Annotated in this window: 26 protein-coding genes and 1 pseudogene; 16 read left to right on the top strand and 11 right to left on the bottom strand. The window is 34.3% G+C overall.

Translation table 11 applies throughout. From position 1 onward, the window contains the following. Positions 1-32: 32 nt before the first annotated feature. A pseudogene (locus O5636_RS07330) lies at positions 33-1352 on the top strand (AAA family ATPase); the annotation flags it as partial. A 99-nt stretch (positions 1353-1451) separates the two neighbouring features. On the opposite strand, the gene O5636_RS07335 reads toward O5636_RS07330, so the two are convergent. Further along, positions 1452-2135: a 4'-phosphopantetheinyl transferase family protein gene (locus tag O5636_RS07335; protein WP_269622155.1), complete on the bottom strand. Its 684-nt coding sequence runs from the start codon at positions 2133-2135 to the stop codon at positions 1452-1454. Between O5636_RS07335 and bcp the strand changes: the two genes are divergently transcribed. Continuing rightward, positions 2108-2575, top strand: coding sequence for a thioredoxin-dependent thiol peroxidase (gene bcp / locus O5636_RS07340; RefSeq protein WP_269622156.1), 468 nt, complete (start codon positions 2108-2110; stop codon positions 2573-2575). The two genes, O5636_RS07335 and bcp, sit on opposite strands and share 28 nt — an antisense overlap. On the opposite strand, the gene O5636_RS07345 is transcribed toward bcp, so the two are convergent. Then, positions 2572-3264 (bottom strand): type III pantothenate kinase, encoded by a 693-nt coding sequence (locus O5636_RS07345; RefSeq protein WP_269622157.1) that lies wholly within the window; start codon positions 3262-3264, stop codon positions 2572-2574. The genes bcp and O5636_RS07345 overlap by 4 nt on opposite strands. Before the next feature lie 19 nt (positions 3265-3283). Next, positions 3284-4039 carry a phosphoadenylyl-sulfate reductase gene (locus tag O5636_RS07350; protein ID WP_269622158.1) on the bottom strand — a complete coding sequence of 252 codons (756 nt, stop codon included), beginning with the start codon at positions 4037-4039 and terminating at the stop codon, positions 3284-3286. A 56-nt stretch (positions 4040-4095) separates the two neighbouring features. Here O5636_RS07350 and O5636_RS07355 point away from each other — a divergent pair, with 56 nt between their 5' ends. The 5 genes from O5636_RS07355 (at position 4096) to O5636_RS07375 (ending at position 10529) form a co-directional block, all read left to right on the top strand. Beyond that, on the top strand, positions 4096-5280 hold the full coding sequence (locus O5636_RS07355) for an NAD(P)/FAD-dependent oxidoreductase (protein ID WP_269622159.1): 1185 nt from the start codon (positions 4096-4098) through the stop codon (positions 5278-5280). Positions 5281-5377: 97 nt separating this feature from the next. Further along, on the top strand, positions 5378-7201 hold the full coding sequence (locus O5636_RS07360) for an SLC13 family permease (protein ID WP_269622160.1): 1824 nt from the start codon (positions 5378-5380) through the stop codon (positions 7199-7201). Between the two features lie 55 nt (positions 7202-7256). Then, positions 7257-8660 (top strand): TrkH family potassium uptake protein, encoded by a 1404-nt coding sequence (locus O5636_RS07365; RefSeq protein WP_269622161.1) that lies wholly within the window; start codon positions 7257-7259, stop codon positions 8658-8660. A gap of 24 nt (positions 8661-8684) precedes the next feature. Beyond that, positions 8685-9389: a potassium channel family protein gene (locus tag O5636_RS07370; protein ID WP_269622162.1), complete on the top strand. Its 705-nt coding sequence runs from the start codon at positions 8685-8687 to the stop codon at positions 9387-9389. Continuing rightward, positions 9390-10529 (top strand): anhydro-N-acetylmuramic acid kinase, encoded by a 1140-nt coding sequence (locus tag O5636_RS07375; protein ID WP_269622163.1) that lies wholly within the window; start codon positions 9390-9392, stop codon positions 10527-10529. An 8-nt stretch (positions 10530-10537) separates the two neighbouring features. Here O5636_RS07375 and O5636_RS07380 read toward each other — a convergent pair whose 3' ends face one another. Continuing rightward, complete coding sequence (locus tag O5636_RS07380; protein WP_269622164.1) at positions 10538-10837, bottom strand: ribbon-helix-helix domain-containing protein; 300 nt, start codon at positions 10835-10837, stop codon at positions 10538-10540. A gap of 192 nt (positions 10838-11029) precedes the next feature. Here O5636_RS07380 and O5636_RS07385 point away from each other — a divergent pair, with 192 nt between their 5' ends. Together O5636_RS07385 and O5636_RS07390 are read left to right on the top strand one after the other, a co-directional pair. Further along, positions 11030-11386: a hypothetical protein gene (locus O5636_RS07385; RefSeq protein WP_269622165.1), complete on the top strand. Its 357-nt coding sequence runs from the start codon at positions 11030-11032 to the stop codon at positions 11384-11386. Between the two features lie 35 nt (positions 11387-11421). Further along, entirely contained in the window at positions 11422-11652 is a 231-nt protein-coding gene (locus O5636_RS07390) for a hypothetical protein (RefSeq protein WP_269622166.1), read from the top strand. Here O5636_RS07390 and O5636_RS07395 read toward each other — a convergent pair. Then, positions 11649-11798, bottom strand: a complete 150-nt coding sequence (locus tag O5636_RS07395; protein ID WP_269622167.1) for a hypothetical protein — start codon at positions 11796-11798, stop codon at positions 11649-11651. The genes O5636_RS07390 and O5636_RS07395 overlap by 4 nt on opposite strands. 92 nt (positions 11799-11890) lie before the next feature. Here O5636_RS07395 and O5636_RS07400 point away from each other — a divergent pair, with 92 nt between their 5' ends. After that, positions 11891-13615 carry an ABC-F family ATP-binding cassette domain-containing protein gene (locus O5636_RS07400; RefSeq protein ID WP_269622168.1) on the top strand — a complete coding sequence of 575 codons (1725 nt, stop codon included), beginning with the start codon at positions 11891-11893 and terminating at the stop codon, positions 13613-13615. Between the two features lie 29 nt (positions 13616-13644). On the opposite strand, the gene O5636_RS07405 is transcribed toward O5636_RS07400, so the two are convergent. Further along, complete coding sequence (locus O5636_RS07405) at positions 13645-14826, bottom strand: trypsin-like peptidase domain-containing protein (protein ID WP_269622169.1); 1182 nt, start codon at positions 14824-14826, stop codon at positions 13645-13647. Positions 14827-15089: 263 nt separating this feature from the next. On the opposite strand from O5636_RS07405, the gene O5636_RS07410 reads away from it, so the two are divergent. The 5 genes from O5636_RS07410 to xseB all read left to right on the top strand — a co-directional run bounded on the left by O5636_RS07410 (position 15090) and on the right by xseB (position 17523). Next, positions 15090-15356 (top strand): DUF2973 domain-containing protein, encoded by a 267-nt coding sequence (locus O5636_RS07410; RefSeq protein ID WP_269622170.1) that lies wholly within the window; start codon positions 15090-15092, stop codon positions 15354-15356. A gap of 56 nt (positions 15357-15412) precedes the next feature. Beyond that, positions 15413-15796 (top strand): hypothetical protein, encoded by a 384-nt coding sequence (locus O5636_RS07415; protein ID WP_269622171.1) that lies wholly within the window; start codon positions 15413-15415, stop codon positions 15794-15796. A 71-nt stretch (positions 15797-15867) separates the two neighbouring features. Then, positions 15868-16026 carry a chlorophyll a/b-binding protein gene (locus O5636_RS07420; RefSeq protein ID WP_269622172.1) on the top strand — a complete coding sequence of 53 codons (159 nt, stop codon included), beginning with the start codon at positions 15868-15870 and terminating at the stop codon, positions 16024-16026. 53 nt (positions 16027-16079) lie between these two features. Next, the gene (xseA, locus tag O5636_RS07425; RefSeq protein ID WP_269622173.1) at positions 16080-17234 is read left to right on the top strand and encodes an exodeoxyribonuclease VII large subunit; all 1155 of its coding nucleotides are present in this window, start codon (positions 16080-16082) and stop codon (positions 17232-17234) included. A 16-nt stretch (positions 17235-17250) separates the two neighbouring features. Then, the gene (xseB, locus tag O5636_RS07430) at positions 17251-17523 is read left to right on the top strand and encodes an exodeoxyribonuclease VII small subunit (protein WP_269622174.1); all 273 of its coding nucleotides are present in this window, start codon (positions 17251-17253) and stop codon (positions 17521-17523) included. A 3-nt stretch (positions 17524-17526) separates the two neighbouring features. Here the strand turns inward: xseB and O5636_RS07435 are convergent, their stop codons facing one another. The 5 genes from O5636_RS07435 to O5636_RS07455 form a co-directional block, all read right to left on the bottom strand. Further along, positions 17527-17856 carry a hypothetical protein gene (locus O5636_RS07435; RefSeq protein ID WP_269622175.1) on the bottom strand — a complete coding sequence of 110 codons (330 nt, stop codon included), beginning with the start codon at positions 17854-17856 and terminating at the stop codon, positions 17527-17529. After that, on the bottom strand, positions 17853-18782 hold the full coding sequence (locus O5636_RS07440) for a YihY/virulence factor BrkB family protein (protein WP_269622176.1): 930 nt from the start codon (positions 18780-18782) through the stop codon (positions 17853-17855). The genes O5636_RS07435 and O5636_RS07440 overlap by 4 nt, the downstream gene beginning before the upstream one ends. Before the next feature lie 85 nt (positions 18783-18867). Beyond that, positions 18868-19698 (bottom strand): inositol monophosphatase family protein, encoded by an 831-nt coding sequence (locus O5636_RS07445; protein WP_269622177.1) that lies wholly within the window; start codon positions 19696-19698, stop codon positions 18868-18870. 10 nt (positions 19699-19708) lie between these two features. Further along, positions 19709-21313: a TolC family protein gene (locus O5636_RS07450; protein WP_269622178.1), complete on the bottom strand. Its 1605-nt coding sequence runs from the start codon at positions 21311-21313 to the stop codon at positions 19709-19711. A 3-nt stretch (positions 21314-21316) separates the two neighbouring features. Beyond that, positions 21317-22702, bottom strand: a complete 1386-nt coding sequence (locus O5636_RS07455) for a TIGR03279 family radical SAM protein (protein WP_269622179.1) — start codon at positions 22700-22702, stop codon at positions 21317-21319. A 278-nt stretch (positions 22703-22980) separates the two neighbouring features. On the opposite strand from O5636_RS07455, the gene O5636_RS07460 reads away from it, so the two are divergent. Beyond that, the gene (locus O5636_RS07460) at positions 22981-23640 is read left to right on the top strand and encodes a DUF3120 domain-containing protein (RefSeq protein WP_269622180.1); all 660 of its coding nucleotides are present in this window, start codon (positions 22981-22983) and stop codon (positions 23638-23640) included. The last annotated feature ends 5 nt before the right edge of the window (positions 23641-23645 follow it).

Consider the following 23645-nt stretch of genomic DNA (forward strand, 5'->3'; position numbering starts at 1 on the left):
AGTTCTTACTTTTTGATCTTTTTTTAATTGTTTTGGATAACGATTTATTTAGTTTTTCTCGTGATCAAGTCATTCAGAATGAGGCCCCTCTTGCCGATAGGCTTCGACCGAGGAACATTGAAGAATTTGTCGGTCAAAACTCTATTCTTGCTGAAGGCCGCCTTTTAAGAAGGGCAATAGAAGCAGATCGAGTGGGCAATCTTATTCTTCATGGACCTCCTGGTGTGGGAAAAACTACTCTTGCAAAAATTATTGCTATTAATACTCGTTCTCATGTAAGTGTATTGAATGCTGTTTTAGCTGGTGTCAAGGAGATTAGACAAGAAGTTGAATCTGCACAGGATAGATTAGGCAAATATGGTGTAAAGACTATTTTGTTTCTCGATGAGGTTCATCGTTTTAATAGTGCTCAACAAGATGCATTATTGCCTTGGGTAGAAAATGGAACTTTTACTTTGATAGGAGCTACTACAGAGAATCCATATTTTGAAGTTAATAAGGCTTTAGTAAGTCGAGCTAGAATTTTTCGTTTGAAAGCGATACAGCCAGAAGATCTTCATAGGCTCTTAGATCGAGCTTTAAAAGATGAAGATAAGGGTTATGGAAATAAGAATATTGAGATTACAAAGAATGCGGCAAATCATTTGGTTGAATTTGCTAATGGTGATGCTAGATCTTTACTTAATGCTATTGAATTAGCAGTGGAGACCACTCTTTCTGATCAAAATGGCCTCATTAAAATTGACCTTCAAATTGCTGAAGAATCAATTCAACAAAGGGCTATTTTGTATGATAAGAAAGGAGATTCTCATTTTGATACAATAAGCGCATTTATTAAATCTTTACGTGGTTCTGATCCTGATGCAGCCTTGTTTTGGTTAGCTCGGATGTTAGAAGCAGGAGAACATCCTAATTATATTTTTAGAAGGATGTTGATCTCCGCAGCGGAAGATATTGGTTTGGCAGATCCTCATGCAATTGTAGTTGTTGAGGCTTGTGCTAGTGCTTTTGATAGAGTTGGCTTGCCTGAAGGAATTTATTTGTTAACTGAGGCAGCACTTTATTTAGCTTCGACGGAAAAAAGTAATAGCGTCTTGGCGATACGTGATGCGCAAAATATAGTTAGAGAAGCTCATGATCAATCTGTTCCAAAGCATCTTCGTGATCTTCATAGAGATGAATCTAAATTAACTGATAATATTTATAAATATCCTCATGACTATAAAGATAATTGGGTGGCTCAGAATTATTTACCTGAAGATTTATATCAAAAAAGATTCTGGAACCCTAGTTCCAATGGTTGGGAAGGGCAAAGAAAAAGTCTGTTAAATGAAAGGAAGTCTATTCAATTAGAAAATGGAACTTAATATTTACTTATAAATACTTAGCATTGGTCTGATAAGAAATAACGTCATACATTTTGTTGATTCAATAATTTAGAATTCAATCATTTAAAATGTACATAGCATTGGTTGAGTTTTATATATTTTTTGATTAGATGCAGTAGAAATTGTCCAATTTTTATATGATTTTAGATATACATTGACATGGTGATTTAGTTTTTTGTGAATTGCAATATTAGTTTTTCGTTCAATTTCCCATTCTCCTAAATCTTTAGATAAACGCCCTCTTTGCCATTTTATCAAGGCTTCTTTCATTACCCATATATTTAAAACTTCTAAATCATAGAAACTATTTTCTAATTGAATTAGTGCATTATTTTCTTTATCAGTATAGAATCGACTTGCGATGAGTTTCCTTGAAAATTTTCTATTCTTATTTTCAATATCCACACCTACTTGTTCAGGAGACCAAGCTATTAGAAGTGCATCTCTGCAGTGACTAAAACTTATATATCCAAACCCTTCTGGCAAACTAGGTGCTTTTCCTGGATAAGCTTTTAAAGGAACTTTTAAAGGATCTATATTAAATAGTTTAGATAAGATTAAACGTGCATAACCTCTGGTAATTTTATATTCTTTTGACCGCTTTGTAGAGAGAGAGTTGGCTATTTTCGTTTCCTCTGGAGTAATTTCTTGTGCTGTGGACTCTATAGGAATAAGCCAAAGAGGCAGTACTCTTGAGTTTAATACCTCAGTTAATGGCAATGTCTCTTCAAGTTGGTGAAAAAGCACCGGATTTTAGTCTCCCTGATCAAGATGGCAATGTAGTAAATCTGTCATCATTTAAAGGTCAGAGAGTTGTTGTTTATTTTTATCCAAAAGATGATACTCCAGGCTGTACGAAGGAAGCTTGTAATTTTCGTGATAGGTGGAACCTCTTTGAGGAACATCAAATAAAAGTACTTGGAATTAGTAAAGATCCTGCAAATAAACATTCAAAGTTTATTGATAAATATCAGTTGCCTTTTACTTTGCTTACTGATTTAGAACCTTGTCCAGTGGCTTCATCTTATGACAGCTATGGCTTGAAAAAATTTATGGGAAAAGAGTATATGGGAATGAAAAGGCAAACGTTTGTCATAGATGATCAAGGTAATTTGGAATTAATTTATTTAAAAGTTAAAGCAGCTACTATGGCTGATGAGATAGTTTCTGATTTGAATTTGAATTAATTCAGATTTTTAACGTTGACCATTCCTTCAAGAACAAGGTTGGGGAAATGATATACCTCAAGATTGCGCATTTTTAGAGCTTCAAAAAGCTCTTTTGAGTTTCCTCCACATAACCAAAGAGGCATTTGAGAGTCTTTTTGTGCTTCTAAGAGTGTTCCTAAGAGAGCTTGAAAACTACCTCTTAATATTGCTTCTTCTGTCGATGTAGGAAATTTTTTGTTTGGTAGGTGTTCTTTTGTAACTGGATTTAGTTTTTCAGCGCCATATGCGATGGCAGACCTTTGTAATGTTAATCCTGCAACTAATTGGCCTCCTGCAAACTCTCCTTTGGATGTGATCTTTGTCAGGCTTAAGATTGTCCCTGCATCTGCAACTAGTAATCCTTTGGAATGTAGGTTTTTAGATTTCGCTTTAGTGAATGCAGCCCAACTTGCTAGTGCTCTATCGACACCTAGCCATTTCGGTGGCTTTAAAAGAGGAATATCTGCAATTTGTACTTCTTGACTGGGATTTAAAAATAAGGACTTCGGAATAGGACCTACTGCTGCCCATTTCCATAAGGATGTTTTCAGATTATTGATTTTATTTATATCTGGTGCGGTATGGGTGAAATGCCAATGTTCGTTCTTTTGGACTGCCCAATGCCAACGACTATTACCAATTAGAAGACAATGCTTTTTAGTATTCACTTTCTTTTGTTTGACTTCTTTATTTTTTTTCTGAGATATGAATACCACATTCTTGTTTGAGCCCTCCGAACCTTGTTTGTCTCCCTGTGACATTCGGACCATCTGGTGCACTTGAATGCCAATCACCAATAGTTGAGAATCCTTTTTTAAATAAAGGGTGTTCAGGTAAATTATGCTCTTTCATATAATAAAAAACGTCTTTTTGAGACCACTCTAAAATTGGCCTTAGTGAAAGACGTTCTCTAATTGGATCTAAAAGAGTCATGGCACTTCGAGTATTAGTTTGATTGCTTCTCACTCCACTGGCCCAGCATTTAATACCAAATGCTTCTAGCGCCTCTTCTAATGGTTCTACTTTGCGTATTTGATGATATTTTTCTAGATCTTTTGAAGAATTTGTTTGCCAAAGCTGACCATATAAAGCTTCCATTCTAGCCGGAGAAAGTTTGCTTTGAACAACTGTGACCTCTATTTTAAGTAAATTAATAAGCTCTTCTGCATATTGATATGTTTCTGGTGGAAGATATCCCGTATCTACCCAAATTATTTTTATTTGATTACCCATTTTGAGTAAATGAACCATATGTAGTAAGACAGATGATTGAATTCCAAAACTTGTAGTTAAAGCAAGCTTTGTTCCATATTGCTCAATACCCCATGCTAGGCGTTTTATGGGAGATACTTGTTTTAAATGTTCTCTAGCATCTTTTAAGGGAATGCATGAGAATGCCATTTCTTTCGATTTATCAGGTGTCATGTCAGTATCATCATTCATTGTTGCTTGCAATGAGCCTCAATTAGGTTCTCTCAATCATCTTAGGTATTCTTCAGATGACTAATAATGCTTCTTATAGTAATCCTGTTGTAGTTGTAGGTGGAGGATTTGGTGGGTTAACTACAGCATTGACTTTAAGTAATTATTCAGAACGTCCTCCTATAATTTTGATTGAACCTCGTAAGAGGTTCATCTTTTTACCGTTATTATATGAACTCTTAAGCGATGAATTGAAAGCATGGGAAGTCGCACCTTTTTATAAAACTTTAGTTTCACAGAGAGGTATTGTATTAGTTGAACAATTTGTTGAGAAAATTGATTTGATAGATAATTCTGTTTTAACTAGTTCTGGTGAGAAGATAGCTTATGGACAGTTAGTTCTTGCTACTGGTGCAAAGCCTAATAATTATGGTATTGAAGGAGTGAATGAATATAGTTCAACGTTTAATAGATATGAAGATGTATCTGAAATTAAACAATTAATTTCCAAAATAAACAATTCTACAAATTATTCACAGGATTTGGTAATTGTCGGTGCTGGAGCAACAGGAATTGAACTGGCTTGTAAGATATCAGATCTTTTAGAGGATCGTATTACTATTCATCTAATCGATATTAGTGAACGAGTATTACTGAATGGAAAATCTTTTAATCAGGATCAAGCGGAACAGGCTTTAAGGAAAAGATCGATTCAATTACATTTAAATACACGTGTTTTGAAGCTAAGTGAAAATATGGTCGAGATGGAAAAATGTGATATTAACCCTCCAGAAATTTCTTGTTTAAGGCATCAAGGTTTGTTTTGGACTGCTGGTGTCAAGGCTTCTTTGCCTGATGGACTAAATAAATTTTTATCGAAGGATGGGAGATTGTGTATAGATTCGACATTAAGAATTTCCGGTCATGACAATGTTTTTGCTATTGGTGATGTTGCTTTGAGTGAAGAATGTACGCTTCCATCTAATGCTCAGATTGCAATGCAACAAGGCGAACTAGTTGCACAGAATATTATTGCTAATAATGAAGGTAAATCTTCAAAATCTTTTGAATATGTTGATCGTGGAGAAATGCTTAGTTTAGGCATTGGTGAAGCCACGATTACTGGAATGGGTTTTACACTTTCTGGATCCCTTGCTTTTAAAATTCGACGTATGGCGTATTTATCCAAAATGCCCAATCTATCTTTGAGCGTTCGTTCTGTGGGAGCTTGGTTACTAAGCCATGGTGAGAAATCAATTTAGTTGAGAGAATATTAATTAAGGATGAATTCTTATGTTTCACTTCTAGTTTCATTTCTTAAGGAATACTCATTGATGCACAAAATGCAATCAGACCAATATGAATGAATTAAGTGCTGTTTTAGAGAATCCTCAAGCACTAATTACCTTAGGGGTTTTATTTTTAGCTGTATTGCTTTTTATTAGTGGTTTTCTTGCTCCTGAGCTGACCGGACTTTTAAGTGTTTCTCTCTTAATGGCAACAGGGGTTTTAGAACCTCAAAAGGCTTTGTCAGGGTTTGGTAGCCCTGCTCTTATTACTTTGATGGGCTTGTTTGCCGTCTCTGCTGCTTTATTTAAAAGTGGTGCTTTAGATCGACTGAGAGAAGTAATATCTTTCGAAACTATTAATACACCGCGACGTTTAATTGGGGTTTTGGGTTTCGTTGTCGCTCCTATTTCAGGGATTGTTCCAAATACACCTGTGGTTGCTTCTTTGTTACCTGTGATTGAAGCATGGTGTGTTAAGCGCAATCTTTCTCCATCTAGGGTTCTATTACCACTGTCTTTTGCGACTTTATTAGGTGGTACTTTGACGTTACTTGGAAGTTCGGTCAATCTTTTAGTTAGTGATATTAGTGCTCAGCTTGGGTATGGTTCTTTGGAATTATTTAGTTTTACCGCAATAGGGGTTCCAATATGGTTGATAGGAACATCTTATTTATTATTAGCCCCTGATTGGCTTTTGCCTGATAGAGGTAGGGAAAGTACTGAGTTTGGTAGTAGACCTGATCAAATTGGCTACTTTACAGAGGTAACAATTCCTGATCATTCAGAATTGGTAGGGCAATCTTTGCGTAACAGTCGCTTACAACGTCGCTTTGATGTTGATGTACTTGAATTACAAAGAGGAAGAGAACGGCTTCTCCCCCCTCTTGCAGATCGAACAATTGAACCAGGAGATAGATTGTTATTACGTGTAACTCGCTCTGATCTTTTACGATTGCAGCAAGAACATACAATTCAATTAGCTCAGCGCTCGTTAAATAATCCTTCTAAAAGTGCATTTGAACCAATTCTGGCTGAAGGACAGAAAACTGTAGAGGTTTTACTTCCAGCTGGCTCAACATTGGCTGGTGCTAGCTTGAGAGAATTAAGATTTCGCCAGCGTCATAATGCGACTGTTTTAGCATTAAGAAGAGGCCAACAGACTGTGCAAGAACGTCTTGGACAAGCCATTTTGCATGAAGGCGATGTATTGCTTTTACAGGCACCAATTGACTCGATTCGTGGATTACAAGCAAGTAATGATCTGCTTGTTCTTGATCAACTTGAGAATGATTTGCCAACTGTGCAACGAAAACCCATTGCTATTGCAATAGCAATGGCAATGATTGTATTGCCTACTATTACCAAGCTACCTTTAGTCGCTTCGGTCTTAATTGCTGTAATAGCAATGGTGGTTGGTGGATGTTTAAGGCCTGCTGAAGTTCAACGTTCTATACGTCTTGATGTAATTCTTTTGTTGGGTTCTCTTTCTAGTTTCAGCGTCGCAATGCAATCTACTGGTCTTGCAGATGCTTTTGCTGGTGCTCTTGATTATTGGTTAGTTGGTTTACCTACATATTTGGGGGTATTAGTAGTTTTCTTTTCAACGACTATATTCACTCAACTTATTAGTAATGCTGCTTCTGTAGCTTTATTGGCTCCAGTTGCAGTACAACTTGCTCCAGGAATGAACTTACCTCCCACTGCTCTCTTGATGACAGTTTTATTTGGTGCAAGCCAGTCTTTTCTTACTCCTATGGGTTATCAGACAAACTTAATGGTTTTTGGACCAGGACGTTATCGATTTCTTGATGTAACAAGGTATGGATTTGGTCTTACGTTCATCATGACATTAGTTATTCCTTTATTAATAATTTGGCAATATGGTGGCATTTGAATTAGACCAATCATTATGTGTATTCATTGATTAATTCTTAGATAGTTATTGATCTGTGTCATTTTCTAATTCAGTCAGTCGAAAACTTGCTTGGTACCGCAGATTAACTGTTCCTCAATTTACTGTTCTAACAGGAATTTTGGTAATACTTTTGGGTACGATTCTTCTAGCAACACCTATTTGTTCTGACTTAGATGTTGGGCTTTGGGAATCTTTCTTTACTGCTACTTCTGCTGTAACTGTCACAGGGTTGACCATTATAGATATAGGTAAAGATTTAACTATCTTTGGTCAAGTTGTTTTGGCTTTGATGCTCCTTATAGGAGGTTTAGGATTAATGGCAATTACTACATTTTTGCAAGGGTTTGTTGTAAGCGGAACAGAGTTGCGTACTCGCTTAGATCGTGGAAAAACTCTTGATGAATTTGGAGTTGGAGGAGTAGGGAGAACTTTTCGAGGTATTGCTCTTACGGCAACAATATTAATTGTTTTTGGAGCCTTGATTCTTTTTTATTTTGGCTTCACTGATATACCCAATTTTGGCGAAAGATTATGGGCAGCATTTTTTCATAGCATTTCTGCATATAACAATGCAGGCTTTGGTCTTTGGTCTGAAAGTATGCAAGGTTATCGAACTAATGGAGTAGTTAATTTTGTCATTATTTTTTTAATATTATTAGGAGGTTTGGGATGGAGAGTGACGAGTGATTTGTGGATGAACCGAAGAAATTTGCATTTTCGTAAACTTAGTCTTCATACACGTTTAGTAATAAGAACCTCAATATTTCTTATAGCTTTGGGTAGTTTTGGATTGCTAATTACTGAATCTATTGGACAAGGTGCTTTCTTTAGTAGCATTGATTTCCCTAATCGAATCAGTACTGCATTGTTTGCAGCTGTAAGTGCAAGAACAGCAGGCTTTACAAGCATGCCTATTTCTATTCATACCATTTCTGATTCAGGTTTACTGCTCTTGATGACATTAATGTTTATAGGAGCCAGTCCAGGAGGAACAGGGGGAGGAATTAAAACAACAACAGTAGCCGCTTTGATGGCTGCAACTAGATCAACTTTAAGGGGACAAGATAATGTAGTAATTCGGAATCGAAAAATTTCTGACAAGATAGTTTTAAAGGCTGTAGGAATTACAGTTGGTTCGATTTTATTTGTTTTATTAATGGCTTTGATGATTACCATGACTAGTAGTTTTGATGTAAATCAAGATTTTTCTTTTCTTGAAATTTTATTTACCTGCATTTCAGCTTTTGCAACAGTGGGGTTTGATATTGGTGTTACGAAAAATTTGGGTTATTTTGGTCAATTAATATTAGTTATTGGTATGTTTGTAGGAAGATTAGGCATACTCTTATTATTAAGTGCGATTTGGCAAGCTCTGAACAGAGGAAAAAATCAACATCTAAATCGCATCGGTTACCCACGTGAGGATCTTTATGTTTAAATCTTTTACTTTTGAGGCAAGACGATGAGTGAATGGTGGCAATGGTTGGCTAGAAAAGAGGGCGATGCTCTTGGATTTGCTGTTGTTGGTGTGGGTCGTTTTGGTACAGCTGTTTGTAGAGAATTAATTCTTAATGGTGCAGAGGTTCTTGCTGTTGATTCTTCAGAGAAAGCAATAGATGATCTACGTCAATTAGAACCTTCGATTGAAGCCAGGGTAGTTGATTCAACTGATGAAGATTCTATGAGAGAAGCAGGTGTTCTTGAAATGGGAACAGTAGTTGTAGGGATTAGTGAGCCAATAGAAGCAAGTATTACTACGACTCTGATTGCGAAACATACAGAAGGCAGTCGAGTGAATGAAGTAATTGCCAGAGCAACTAGTGATTTGCATGAAAAAATGTTGAAAAGGGTCGGTGCAGACCGAGTTGTTTTCCCTTCTAGAATGCAAGGTGAGCGATTAGGGTTAGAACTTGTTCGGCCGAATTTAATTGAAAGGTTAGAACTAGATGATCAAACAGGAATAGATGAAATTAAGGTTCCAGAAATCTTTGTAGGCTGTTCTTTAAGAGATTTAAATCTTCGTAAAAATTATTTAGTGAATGTTTTAGCTGCGGGACCAGCGAAACGATTAACAGTAAATCCTCCAGCAAAATATATTTTAGAAAAAGACCATGTATTGGTTGTAATGGGATTAATGGAAGATTTACAGAAATTACCTCAAGTCTGAATGTATTTTTTGGGTTTAATGAGTGGCACAAGTGCTGATGGTGTAGATGCTGCTTTAGTACATTTTGAAGGCAATGCAAATAATCCACGATGGAAATTAATCAATACAGTTTCACTGAAATATCCTTCTAATTTAAAAAAAACCATTATTGATGTAGGTCAAGGCCTGCAATTGCAATCCTCTCAATGGCTTGAAATTTCAGAGAGTATTACGGAGACTTATTGTCTAGCAGCCAAGAGTTGTGATCAATCTGGTATTTCCAACGTTGTTGGATGCCATGGACAGACTCTGTATCATCGACCGCCAAAAGATTTGTATAGGGGAGCGAGTTTGCAGATGCTCCAAGCTCCTTTATTAGCAATTCTTCTTGGGAAAACTATTGTTTATGACTTTAGAGCTAAAGATCTTGCCTTAGGTGGACAAGGTGCTCCGTTGACTCCATTATCGGATGCTTCGTTAATAGGGAGAGGAAATACTTGGAGAGCAGTTCTGAATTTGGGAGGCATAGCGAATCTTTCCCTAATTCCACCTAAATCTGGTTTTGGATCTACATCTGCAGTTTTGGGCTGGGATATTGGCCCCGCAAATACTTTGATAGACCTTGCGGTGCAGAAAATTAGTCATAATAAATTAAATTATGATTGTGATGGAAAGATTGCTTCACAAGGGATTCCAGATGAGAACGCAATTAATACTTGGCTTCAGGAACCTTTTTTTCAGCTTTTACCACCTAAATCAACTGGTCGAGAAAAATTTGGATTGAAAGATTTAGAAAGTAGAATTGATGTGATTAATTCATCTCATCAAAATGATTTAATAGCTACTATTACTAGTTTTACTGCTTCTATTGTTGCTCAAGACTTGGAAAGATTATTTAATAAGAAATTGATTAGACCTGGTGAAATGTTCGTGGCTGGAGGGGGAAGTAAAAACCTTTTTCTGATGAGTGAAATTGTAAAGAGATGTAGGGGGATTAGAGTTGTTTCTACTGAAGAAGTTGGTATTCCAGTTCAATTTAGAGAAGCTATAGGCTTTGCTCTATTGGCTTGGTGGCATACTCTTAATAAACCTTGCGTGACCTCTGCAATTACTGGAGCAAAAAAACCATCTGTTCTTGGGATTGCGGTACATCCATACTGAAAATTTTTTTAGGATTTATATATTCTGATTCTTTTTGGCGCTCCTCTGAGTCGTCGTGCTGGTTGTGATTCGAGTGATGATCGGAATTGATCGGTCTTGCGTTCGATGCTGATATTTTCTTTTTTGGCGAGATTTTCTGATTCCATTTTTTCTATGCCTTCTTGTATGAGTACTTTTGCCATATTGCTTACTGTTCGAGACTCTTGTTCTGCTAAGAAAGTTAGTCGCTCACATAATTGTTCAGGAAGTACCACTTGCACCCTAGGAGATTTAGGCTTCCCGTTGGATGAATTTTGCCGGGTAGCCATGACACAAATAATGTAACCGGTACTAATTAGTGTACACTTATAGTCAAGGATACTATCCTTTAGTATGATTATTTTAAGATCAATGACTTTAGCTTTTGATTTTCAGCGCTATTGGTTGATCCCTTAGTTTTTAAGTCTTGCCTATTTAGCAAAACTTTTTCTTTAAAAGCTCCTCACACTTCCTAGCTTTCAATGACTAAAAAACCAACTCTTCCTCCATCTACGAGATCGCAGAAGAACAAAATCGTTGAGAACCAACTCAACAATCAAGTTTCTAGAAATAGATGCCGACAAAGAAAAGAAAATAGTGATGTATTAGTTTCTGCAGTAATTGACTCGTACCTTCTAACCCATTTACATCACGTACTTCAAAAAGCAGAGTATTCAGCTAATCAGGAAGGTCGCGCTTTTCAAGCTGAAAACTTTGCGCAATTAAGGAAAGTTTTGTGCATGGATGCAAGAAGTATGAAAGATGCTTCTGCTTTAGGAATGAAAGATGCCGAATCAGTTAAGTTTCATGATTCAAACTTTGGCCCAAAAGTGGCGTAATTGAATAGTGTGTAAAAAGAGTTAAAACAAATCTAATGAGCAGCAACGCTGCAGAACTTTATAAACGTATTGAAGGAGAGTCTACTTATAGACGAGCTCTTTTTCGTCAGGCACTTCAGGATCCAGATGGAGCGCTTAAAACAATTTGCAAATTAGGTGATGAGCTTGGTTTACCAGTTACTTCTCAAGAAGTAAAAAATTATCTTTCACAATTGGATGATAAAGACACGAAGCAATGGCTTATAAAAGCTAGAGGAGGTCTTTAGTTTTCTTTTTTTAATTTAAAAGGAATTTCTTTGATTTCTCTTTGTTCATACCCACCACCACCAGCTAAAGTCCAAAAGAACCAGTAGCTTGGTATTGCCAATCCTGCTGCCAAAACTAAAGCAGTAATATGTTCCAGTCTAATCATTATTTAAGATCAGGAAACTTGGAGTGTTGGTCTTTTAAGTTCTTTATCCTATAGCACTGTAAATTTTATGTATTTCTTCAGCTTTATTATTAGTGATCAGACTTGAGCGGGTTAGTAAAATTTATCCTACTGCTCAGGTTCTCAAAGACATAACTTGGGAGTTGAAAGCTGGTCAACGTATTGGTTTGGTGGGTGTCAATGGCGCTGGAAAATCAACTCAATTAAAGATCATTGCAGGTTTAGAGGAAGTCACGTCAGGTGAAGTTATATATGAAGGTGAGCCTCGAATAGCTTATTTACAGCAGGAATTTGATGTTGATGTCAACCAAACAGTAAGAGAAGAACTTTTCAAAGCATTTGCAGATGCCTCTGAAGTATTAAATCAGATCCGTGAAATAGAGCTTTTAATGGGTTCTATTAAAGCTAAAACAGATGCTACACATCTTGATTTTTTGATTAAAAAGTTAGGAGAATTGCAGCTTCAGTTTGAGGCTTTACATGGTTATGAACTAGAAGCAAAGATTGAAAAATTATTAGCAAATATTGGATTTTCTTCCGCTGATGCAAATCGATTAGTCGGAGATTTCTCAGGAGGCTGGCAAATGAGAATTGCTCTAGGGAAAATATTACTTCAAGATCCAGAAGTTTTATTATTAGATGAACCAACCAATCATTTAGATATAGATTCAATTGAATGGCTAGAAAATTATTTGTTGGATCAAAAGACTGCAATGATAATAATTAGCCATGATAGACGCTTTTTAGATAAAATATGTTCGCATATTGTTCATACACAAAGGGGTATTTCTCGTAAATATATAGGTAACTACACTGCATACATTGAGCAGAAAAGTCTAGAAGAAGATTCTTTAAAATCTGCTTTTGAAAGACAGCAAAAGGAACTAACATCTCAACAAGAATATATTGATAGATTTCGTGCAAGTGCTACAAGAAGTACACAAGCAAAAAGCCGTGAGAAATTGTTAAATAAAATAGAAAAGATAGAGTCTCCAATTTTCAATTTAAAAAAACCTAGATTTAGTTTTCAAGAATCACCAAGATCAGGGAAAAAAATAGTTAATATTAAAGACTTAACTCATACATATGATGGGAATATTGTTTTTCTTGGTGCAGAACTTGAAATTGAGAAAGGTGATCATATTGCAATTTTAGGACCCAATGGATCAGGGAAATCAACATTATTGAGATTAATTATGGGTATAGAGAAATATGAAGATGGTTTAATAGAAATAGGTAATCATAATGTTATTCCAAGCTATTTCGAGCAAAATCAATCTGAAGCACTTGATTTACAGCAAACTGTTATTAATACTTTATTTACAATAGTGCCTGATTGGAGCCAAACACAAGTTCGATCTTTATTAGGCAACTTTGGCTTTACTAATGAAGATGTTTTTAAGAAGGTAGGAGATTTGAGTGGAGGGGAAAAAGCCCGCCTTGCTTTGGCTGCAATTATCATTAAACCCTTTAACTTCTTACTTTTGGATGAACCAACTAATCATTTGGATATCCCTGCTAAGGAAATGCTAGAAACTGCTATTAGAGAATATCAAGGATCATTAATAGTCGTTTCACATGATAGATATTTTATTTCGAAAGTTGCTAATAAAATTCTTGAAATTAGAGATGGTCAGTTATTCATCTATCAAGGTGATTATAATTATTATTTAGAGAAGAAAAAACAGCAAGAAGAAGAAGCAGTTAAATTATTGGAAGATGCTAAAAAGGAAGCCAAAAGACTTTTAAAGAGAGACTTGAAAAGGAAAAAGAAATCTATTAAGAAAAAGAATAACTAATTAAGTTAATCTCTAATCTGAGAAAATCACTAACGTGGCTTTAAAGTTTGTAGATCAGTTGGTGTAATATAAAATTTTAATTTTCTTTGATTTCTAATTATTGTAAAGGCCATAGCTTCTTTTATTCCATTATTACTAATAGCCTTAACAACATCATTAGGCCCAATAATTTCTTTGCCATTTACACTAATAATAATATCGTTAATATTTAGTCCTTTCTTGTATGCTGGACCGCCAGGTAAAATATATATAATTACTGCTCCTTTTAAGTCACCTTTGTTTTTTTTATTTACTCTTAGATAATCATTTCTATAAGATAGATTGACGCCAATCATAGGATGAATAGCTTTACCTATGGAAACTAACTGATTGGCAATCGATATTGCTGTATTTATTGGTATAGCAAATCCTAACCCTGCTCCAGGTCCAGATCGCACAAGAGTGTTAATTCCAATAACCTCTCCATCTGAATTTAATAATGGTCCACCCGAGTTTCCAGGGTTAATTGCAGCATCTGTTTGTATTAAATTCAGACGTTTATCTGATATACCTAGTTGGTTAACATTTCTATTTAAATTACTAATAATGCCTAATGTTACTGTTTTTTCTAAGCCATAAGGATTACCTACAGCAATTGCCCAATCACCAACTTCAATTTCACTAGAATCTCCTAAAGATGCCTTAGGCCATCTTCCAATTTGATCAATCTTAATTACTGCTAGATCAGTAAGAGAATCTTGCCCAATTAGACGACCTGAAACTCTTCTCCCATCAGAAAGACCTATCGTTAAAGTATCTATATTTTCTACAACATGAGCATTTGTTAATATATAACCTTTTGAAGAAAATATGACTCCACTGCCTTGTCCTCTTTGAATACTTGATCGAGGATAATTCATGTTTGGCATACCAAAAAATCTTTCGAAATATGGGTCTATTAATAATCCTCTTGGCATAATATTTCGATGATTATTTAATACTCTTTTTTGAGTTTCAATGGTCACAACAGCAGGAGCACTTTTTCTGATTGCCTCAGTTACAAATGATTTTTTTGATGAAGTTTGCTTATATAAATCTTTTATGTCTTTTGCTGAAACTATTGGCGTAGCTATATTTGAGATAATTTGTATCCCTAAAATTATAATGCTCAGACTATATATAGAGAAACGCTTAGATTTCTTTGCAATAACAAAAAAGGTTTTAATTGCCATTTTACTTGTTTTCTTTGATTTCAGGGGAGTTGGAAAAGGTTTTTTGCATTCATTTTATGACAACCATTATGAAGAGTTTAGTTATGAAATAGAGTTTTTCATATTTTTAACAAGAAAAAGATTTAAGCATTAGTCAATTCATAAATAAGGGCTCTTTATCATTAGTATCTTGTTGATCAAGTATTCTTTCAACAAATATGCGTAGTTTTTGTTTATTATTTTAGTTATATCGCAACCTAACCGTTTTTGATATTTTTGAAATCATGGCAAGTTCAATTTTCCCATTTGTATACGCTTTTGTTGTTATAGTCCTTTTATGGCAAGCATTCCGTGTTATGTCTAAAGGCTTTTTTGCTTTTCAAGATCTAAAAGATCCGAGTTTTCAGAGTTCTAAAGATCGAACCGGTCGATTTACAATTCATCCAGAATTGCTCAATAAAGATGGAAAAATAACTGATGAGGATCTTCTTACAGTTAGATTTTCCAATGATTTAGATCCTCCAAAGCAAACAGAGTCTTCTTCTGAATAAAAGATGTGAGATTCTTAATACCTATAAGTATTCATTGAATTTTCCAGGGGGTTTTTGTGGAGCAAAGGACACGCATTGTTGCAGCAGTAATTAAATCTTTGAGGCTTCCTCCAAGATTTCGATTGAGTTTATTAAAAGAAGACCCTGTTCGTCTTGAATTAAGCCTTACTCCAGCTTATGGGAAACAACCTATACAAGTTGGTTTAGTTGAGTCTCTTGATTTAGTAGCTCGTAGGGATAGAGAAGGAAGAATTCCTCGAGATCTTCAAGGAACATGGGATTGGACTGTTCGTCATGGCAAAGTAAGCACAGGTGGATGGAACCCTTATTTAAAAGAAGCTTTGCAAACAATGTTTGAGACTGGTCTTCCTGCAATTATTTATGAGGAACTGACAGGTGAGGATTATCATCCAGTTGATGGCTCTCGCCACGTTCGTTAAAGACTTTCATGGTCTTTTTCCGTGATAAACAACTTTTTTTTAATTCACTAGATACAATTGAGATAATTATCATGAAGATCATGCCACTTGAAGATATTGAACCTCGTTATGGATTTGTAAATTATGCTGAAATTTGGAATGGAAGATTAGCAATGCTTGGAATTGTTGTTGGATTAAGCACTGAATTGCTTACTGGGCAAGGAATTCTTGGTCAAATTGGTTTTGGTTGATTGCCAATCCTATGTTCGAAGCTATTTAACATTGAACTGTTTGAAAGGATAATTTGAATATCGAATCATTTCCACATTTTTCAGTACAAGATCTCAATCAAGCAATTGGGAATTTGCTTTCAAGAGGATTTCCTCCCAGATTTTTGTTGCATGCAACTGTATCAAAGTCTCAGTTAAAAAATGGTCATTTATGGCTAACTCTCACTGATGGTAAAGCAAGTATTTCTAGTGTGATTTGGTCTTCATGTTTAAAAGACCTTGATTATCGACCTCTTGATCAAGATGGAGTTGAAATTCTAGGAAAATTAAATTTTTGGGAAAATAGAGCAACTTTAGTAGTTCAAGTACTTCAAATTAGACCAACAATTTCAACTGTTCTTAGAAAATTTGAAGTAGTTCGATCTAATTTAATGAAAGATGGACTTCTTGAGGATTCAAGAAGAAGGGCTTTACCAAGTTTCCCTAGATGTATTGCTATTTGTACTAGCGTTCCTAGCTCTGCTTATGCAGATATGATACGTACTGCTCAAGAAAGATGGCCACTTGCGAAATTATTGGTTTTCCCGATTCCTGTTCAAGGAGAAGTAGCGAAAAAAATTAATGCTGTTTTAGGATATATCTCTGGTTCTTACGTTCAGTTAAAAGTAGACGTTTTAGTTTTAGCAAGAGGAGGAGGAAGTAGAGAAGATTTAATGGTGTTTGATGATGAACCTCTTTGCCGCTTACTAGCAAATTTTCCTATTCCCGTGATTACAGGACTTGGTCATGAGGATGATTTGACCGTTGCAGATCTTGTTGCAGATCATCGCTCAGCTACTCCAACAGCGGCAATAGTTGATTTGTTACCACATAGAGAAATGGCATTAAATCAGTGCACTCAGATCAGGCAAAGATTACAAGATTATTGTTCATGGCTGATTCAAAATAAAAAAGATCGAATAATAGAGAGACGAAAAAAATTGAGAGTTGATTTGCATCCGCATTTATTACTTAATAAATTTAAGAGTCAATTAGTTCAGCGAGGAAAGTTATTAATGGCAGTGTCTCCTTATAATTTGTTAAAACGAGGTTTTTCTATAGTAAGAAATAAAAAAGGCAGATTAATAAAAACTATTAATGATGTTAAAATCAATGATGAGTTAACTATTCAATTTAATGATGGTTATACTGATTCAGTAGTTAAGTCTATTTTTACAGATATCAAATAATTATTATTAATCAAAAATGAATTTAAAAAATAAGAATCAAAACCTTCCTTCAAATAATAATGCTAAAAAAAAGAATGATTCATTTTATTCTAAGCTTGAAAAATTATCTTATGAAGAATCTCTGAATAAATTAGATGATATATTAAATAAATTACAAAGTGAAAATTTCATAATAGAGGATCTACAACAAAGTTATCAGGAAGCAAGTTTATACCTTAAACATTGTGAGAAGTTATTATCTAACATAGAGCAAGAAATTATTACAATTGATCCTAATCAAATAGAATAAAGTTTATTTAGTTTCTTCAGCTTTAATATCAATAGTTGCCGAACTTGCAGGTAGATTTCCTTCATAGCTTGTATTATTATTACTTTGATTTGTATTACATAGAGGACAAATTTCTTGTTGAGAAAAATATGATGCACCACAATTTGAGCAGGTTTTTAAATTTGATTTAAAATTTCTAATTGCTAACCAACTGGCACCAGTTATGGTAAAAATTATTATAACCAATAATATCATTATCCCTCCAGCCATATCTATAAATAATCTTCCTAATGGTGTAGGAAGTAGGAAAAGTAAAAGAATTGAAAATATAATAAAGGAGTAACCTCTGTTCATAACATTGTAATTAATTTATGTCTATTAATTTTCTGTGAAACTAATCCCACACTCCAACATTGACCAAAATAAATAATTAAACCTACAATCCAAATCCATAGTGTTAAAACAAGAACCCCACTTATAATTCCATATGCCTGAAAACGTGAACCAAGTGAAAGAATTGTTCTTGTTACTGCAGAATTTAATAGAGTAAGTAATGTACCAATCATTATTGCACCTGGAATTAGAGGTCTAATTGGTATTCTTCTTCGTGGTACTAAAGCCTGAAGTAATAATGCCATTATTGTAAATCCTATGAATGGAAATAATATTTGACCAGCTTCAATAAAAGGTATCTTTGATAAAGTATTTGTTAATTGTGGACTGTTATCTTTTAAATCTGTCCAAACTGCGCTTGGAATCATTTTGAGATATGAACCTATTTCATCAAGTACCATTAATAGTCCAACCAAAAGTACAACTAGAAATGCTTCTATTCGATTACGAATTAAGCGAAAAGCTTGTGTGCGTAAAGGTATAGGACTTGTATCTGATGGTAAAGCATCTTCCCATAGTCTATCGGCTCCTCTTTGTAGAGTTAAATATGCATTTCCAGCAGTGATAATTAAAAAGAAAGCTCCTAATATTCCAGCACCAAAACCTTGATTAACTAGTTTGGTTAATGTTGTTTCTACTAGGCCAACTACTGAAGGTGGTAATACCTGAGCGGCTAAGCCAATAATTTGTTGATCTAATCCTTCTTGCTTTCCTAGAAACCATGACGCCAGTGATAATGAAATTATTAAAATTGGGAAAAAAGACTGAAGAGTATAATATGCAAAGGCTGCACTTAGATCAATACAATCACAACGATTCCATCTTTGCGATGCTTTCCACAAACTTTTAAGAAACCAACGAATGCCCTTTCTGGTTTGAATTAGCACTATTTAGAGAATCACATCTTTTAATGTTAGTGGAAATATCATGGAATGTTTAGCTTGACCAGCATATTATATATTTAAATAATAATTATTTTGCATGAGATATTTGATTCACTAATACATCTCCCCATGGACTTAGTAGTTCCAGACCTTGCTTTGATTCTGCCGCAATTAATGGAAAATTCACTGATGTTAGGTCATCGCCAGCTTTAATACTATTAGGATTCATATCTAACCATTTGATATCGCAATTAAGTTCATTTAAAATTAATAATGCTGCAGCTAAATCCCATATTTTTGGGGTTGCTTCTATTGCTCCAAAAGTTTGTCCCAGTGCTACGCTTGTAAGATTTAAGCTAGATACACCTAGAAGTCTTATTTTTCCAGGGAATTTTTGCTGAGTTTTTTTCTGTAAAATATTTATTGATCGACTACAAACAGATACACAATCACTTTTAGATAGATTATTATTTTTTGAAAGTATTTGCTTATTATTAATAAATACTCCTTTACTTTTAATTGCAGTAATTCTTTTTTTTAAAGCTGGAATATCAAGTATTGCTGTTTCTGCTTTTCCTTCTATAAAACGTGCAATAGAAATCGCCCAGAAAGGAATTCCTGCAGCAAAGTTTGTAGTCCCATCTAGTGGATCAACTATCCAATATGCTTCTGAAGAAGGAACTAATTTTGAACCTTCTTCACTTAGAATACCTTCTTGATTTGAAGTTATTTTAGAGATACCATCAACTATTTTTTTATCACTCCATCTATCACAGCTCGTTATTAGTGTCCCATCAGGCTTTAATTCAGTATTGATTTGCCCGAAATCCATTAATTGTCGTTGAGATACTTCGTCTACTAACGAATGAAGTTCTTTGAGTTGATTTAAGCTAAGTGGTTTTGGTTGATTACTTTCCATAAATGTAGAACTATAAGAATTTCATGCATGATGAAATTAATAATAGAGAGTCTTGGGATTGATGTGAAGATAAATTGTTTGTCTTTAAACTTTTGGTCGAGTTTTCTGGACGTGGACAATTTTTAAGACTATTAATGCCTGTTTTGTTTTTTAAATATATTAAATTGGTATTATAATCTGTTATTGCTTTTATATAATTAACTTCTGCTTGAGTAACATCCTTTTGGTTATTCACTACCTCACGTTGCGTTGCAATACCTTCTTTTAATCTTAAGTAGGATAGTCTTAAAGATTCTCTAGTAGATTGAATACTATTATATGTATTTTTTATTTTGTTCTTTGCTATTTCTAAATTATAAAAAATCTCTTCTATTTCTTTTCTTATCTCTGCTCTTTTCACTAATATTTCTGCTTCTATTTCTTTTGCTTTTTCTTTACTAGCATTATAATTTGCTTTTGCATATCCACCATCAAATATAGGCCATTCAAATTGAAGACCAATTGTATTATTATGGCTTTTTATAGTGTTACTAGATCTAGGAGATTGAGAAATTATTTCACCCTTTGCGATTGAGCTTTCAAAACTATTATAAATAGAAACCTTTGGTTTATTTCTTGCTAAAGCTATTTTTGCTTTATTATTATTAATAGAAACTTTTAAAAGTAATTGTTCGATTTCTTCTCTATATAAATATGATGAAATCACACTTTCTTCAATAGATGCTTTCCACACACCAATAATTGCTGGAATTTCTTCTATTTGAGGTGAGGTATTTGGTTTTAGATATAGTAATTGAGCCAGTTTTCTCTCATCAATCTTTTGAATTCCATGTTTCTCTGCTAAGAATTGCTTGTCATTAGATAGTTGTGTTTTGGCCTCTAAAACTTCTAATTTCGTACCTATGCCACTTTCTAATCTTATATTGGCTTCCTTTAATAAAATCTCTGAAGTCTTTAGAGATTGTTCAGCAATCAGAATATCTTGTCTTGATTTTTGTAATTTAAAAAAAGCATCATGAGCTTTTAGGTTTAAATCACGGTATTTAATAGAATAAATAATTTTTTCGTTCTCTAAATTATTTCTTGCATTTTCAATTTCCTTAATTCTTAATGGATTAATTAAGTCCCACTGTAGTTTTGCATTTATACTTGCTTTGCTTTGACTGCTAGAAGTATCAGTTCCTAATTCATTATATGTATTGCCGCTTAAGTATTTAGGTAGACCTGCGCTTGTTAGATTTAGCTTAGGGTACCACTCAGACAACCTGCTTTTTAATAAGTATTTTGATTGTTGTATGCGACTTTTTAGAATTTGTAATTCTGGATTGTTCTCCTTTAATATTTCTTCTAGATTTTTCAGTGAGATTATTTCCTTTTTATTTACTTTAATATTATCAATCCATTGTAACTTATCATTTTTTATTTTCTGATATTGAACAAAATCTTTCAGTATTTTCTTTGTTTTAAATGATAATTTATTTTCAGAACTGTTTTTGTTTTGCAAATTCAATTGATTTGCTAGAGCAATGTGATCACCATGATTTATTATTAAAGAAAAGAATACTATTTGATGCAATACTCTTTTTATGATAGTTCTTGGGATAAGAGTGTTCATATTTTAATGGACTTCTATGATTTGCTTAATTAAGTCATCGGCTCCATAAACAACTTTTATCGGTGTTCTTAAGTTCTTTTCTACTTGTTTAACTGTCATGTCATCAAGGAATGTTGATTCACCATTCCGAAGCATTATAGAAGGTAGCAATAGTTTATCCCCAAGAGTTTCACCCTTTAATCCATCTATTAGGTCTTGACCTGTTAATAAACCTGTTACTACTTTTTCTTGTCCCCAGTAAGGGCTATTTAATCCATACATTTTTAAGGATAAACCTTCGATTCTATTGATTTTTTCTACAATAGGATGAAGAGCTTGTTCAACTAGTTTCCCTACTACCCAACTGTAATTCTTATCAATGGATATTTTTTTAGGAAGTTTTTTTGTTGCGTTATTCATGCTTTCTAGAAAAGACCGAATACTTCCAACACCATTTTCTTCTTGAGGCATATCTTCATACTCTAATCTTTTTGGTAGCTTTTTATTGGCTAATAAATACCATTCATCAGATAGCCAAGCAAAGCGAGATCCAAGAGAGGTTTGATACTTAACTTGTAATTCTTCCACTAAGTTAATTATTTCTTTTGCACATTCACTCGTTACAGGTTTGAGATTGTCATTGTTTGGGCGAAAACGTGTCAAGCCAACTGGAACTATTGCTGTAGAAAGTATTGTTGGGAACTGACTTTTTCCATATTCAAAAAGGTCATTTAATGTATTTTTCAGATTTTCCCCATCATTTATTCCAGGACATACAACTATTTGTGCATGTAATTGAAGTTTTCTTTTTGCAAACCATTGAATTTGTTCCATTATCATTCCTGCTCTAGGATTTTTTAATAATTTGATTCTTAATTTTTCATTAGTTGAGTGAATAGATATAAAGAGTGGTGATAATCTTTGCTTCTCAATACGTAACCAATCCTTTTCAGTTAAATTTGTCAGAGTTAAATAAGATCCATAAAGAAAACTCAACCGATAATCATCATCTTTCAGGTATAAACTTTCTCGATGCCCTGAGGGTTGTTGGTCTATAAAACAAAAAGGACAGTCATTATTGCATTGCTTTAGTCCGTCAAATAATGATTCTGAAAAATTAATTCCTAGGCCTTCATCTACATCTTTTTCAATTTGTATTTTATGAATAACTTCATTTTTATCTAGTATTTCTAGGTCTAATGTTTCCTCAGCTGTTAAATATCGGTAATCAATCAGGTCTCTAGGTTTGATTCCATTTACACTAACCAATTTGTCACCTGCTTCAAACCCGAGTTCTTCCCCTATAGAACCTGGTTCTACAGATTCCACTAAGGCAGGTTTGGGCCCATAATTATTAGATTTCTCGCGAATTGCTGAGAGATCTATCTCTGGAGAAATTTCATTCCACACAGATTACATAAACCTTACTTTTAGTTTGCCAGTCCTAACCAATAGATTATTTGAGTCCTTCAACAAATATAGAAGGTTATAGTTTTTTATTTAAGAAGCAACTTTATGCCATCAAAAAAGTAAAGTCTTTAAATCTTGCAATAGGACTGTTATGCGAGTCAATTCTCCTATGCATTCAGGCTTAAAAAACAATTTTACTTGATTTTGTTCTGAGCTCCTTTTTTGCTACTAACACTTCTTCAGGCTTCTCTAAGGAGTATTTATCTAGGCCAAGTACCTTGAGGTTTTGGGCTAGCTCTTGTGTCGTTTTGCCAGTTTTCCTTCAGGCGCCTTGGGTTCATTTTTATCCTTTTTCAGCATTGTTGTTTACTTTTGTTTTACTGGGTTTAGGTTCCTCTTTAGTTCAGTTTGTTGGCAATAAATGGACTAAGGTTGGATCTTTGCTTGTAGGTGTTAGTGGGAGTTGGTTAGGAGGATGTTTATTTTGGGGATGGTTGAGAATGTATCCTGTACTTCATCTTCCTGTTGAGGCAGTAGCTCTTCCATTGGCTTTTGTTGGATTGTCAACAAAATGGAGAATTGGATCTGGTTTTTATTTGGCATGTTTACTTGGAACAGCTTTTACGGACTTGATGATGGTTATAACAGGGGTTATAGATGCTTGGCCTGATGTGGTAGCAGCATCTTTAGAAGATGCTGCAGATAAACTAAATGCAACTTCAATTCAGCTTTTAAATCCCTTATCTTTGTTTTGTCTTGTTGTGGCCGGTTTATTAATTATTTTTCTTGCAGATCAAATGAATCAAAGAGGTACTCTTAATTCTCCTGCAGGAGCTGTATGGCTTGTAGCAGGTGCTGCTTTAACAACAACACTTTGGGTAGATGGTTTATTTCTTGTAACTACTATAATTCAGCCAAAATTAAGTGGATTGATTTAAGAAAC

Source organism: Prochlorococcus marinus str. MIT 0918, from assembly GCF_027359415.1.
GTDB classification, from domain to species: Bacteria; Cyanobacteriota; Cyanobacteriia; order PCC-6307; family Cyanobiaceae; genus Prochlorococcus_E; species Prochlorococcus_E marinus_C.

Bases quoted from the DNA above. Each gene is read 5' to 3' on its own strand.
- O5636_RS07390 (WP_269622166.1), top strand. From the start codon at position 11,422: ATGAGCAGCAACGCTGCAGAACTTTATAAACGTATTGAAGGAGAGTCT.
- O5636_RS07445 (WP_269622177.1), bottom strand. From the start codon at position 19,698: ATGGAAAGTAATCAACCAAAACCACTTAGCTTAAATCAACTCAAAGAA.
- O5636_RS07360 (WP_269622160.1), top strand. From the start codon at position 5,378: ATGAATGAATTAAGTGCTGTTTTAGAGAATCCTCAAGCACTAATTACC.
- O5636_RS07375 (WP_269622163.1), top strand. From the start codon at position 9,390: ATGTATTTTTTGGGTTTAATGAGTGGCACAAGTGCTGATGGTGTAGAT.
- xseB (WP_269622174.1), top strand. From the start codon at position 17,251: ATGAATTTAAAAAATAAGAATCAAAACCTTCCTTCAAATAATAATGCT.
- O5636_RS07450 (WP_269622178.1), bottom strand. From the start codon at position 21,313: ATGAACACTCTTATCCCAAGAACTATCATAAAAAGAGTATTGCATCAA.
- O5636_RS07410 (WP_269622170.1), top strand. From the start codon at position 15,090: ATGGCAAGTTCAATTTTCCCATTTGTATACGCTTTTGTTGTTATAGTC.
- O5636_RS07435 (WP_269622175.1), bottom strand. From the start codon at position 17,856: ATGAACAGAGGTTACTCCTTTATTATATTTTCAATTCTTTTACTTTTC.
- O5636_RS07350 (WP_269622158.1), bottom strand. From the start codon at position 4,039: ATGAATGATGATACTGACATGACACCTGATAAATCGAAAGAAATGGCA.
- O5636_RS07355 (WP_269622159.1), top strand. From the start codon at position 4,096: ATGACTAATAATGCTTCTTATAGTAATCCTGTTGTAGTTGTAGGTGGA.
- O5636_RS07395 (WP_269622167.1), bottom strand. From the start codon at position 11,798: ATGATTAGACTGGAACATATTACTGCTTTAGTTTTGGCAGCAGGATTG.
- O5636_RS07380 (WP_269622164.1), bottom strand. From the start codon at position 10,837: ATGGCTACCCGGCAAAATTCATCCAACGGGAAGCCTAAATCTCCTAGG.
- O5636_RS07420 (WP_269622172.1), top strand. From the start codon at position 15,868: ATGAAGATCATGCCACTTGAAGATATTGAACCTCGTTATGGATTTGTA.
- O5636_RS07370 (WP_269622162.1), top strand. From the start codon at position 8,685: ATGAGTGAATGGTGGCAATGGTTGGCTAGAAAAGAGGGCGATGCTCTT.
- bcp (WP_269622156.1), top strand. From the start codon at position 2,108: ATGTCTCTTCAAGTTGGTGAAAAAGCACCGGATTTTAGTCTCCCTGAT.
- O5636_RS07405 (WP_269622169.1), bottom strand. From the start codon at position 14,826: ATGGCAATTAAAACCTTTTTTGTTATTGCAAAGAAATCTAAGCGTTTC.
- O5636_RS07385 (WP_269622165.1), top strand. From the start codon at position 11,030: ATGACTAAAAAACCAACTCTTCCTCCATCTACGAGATCGCAGAAGAAC.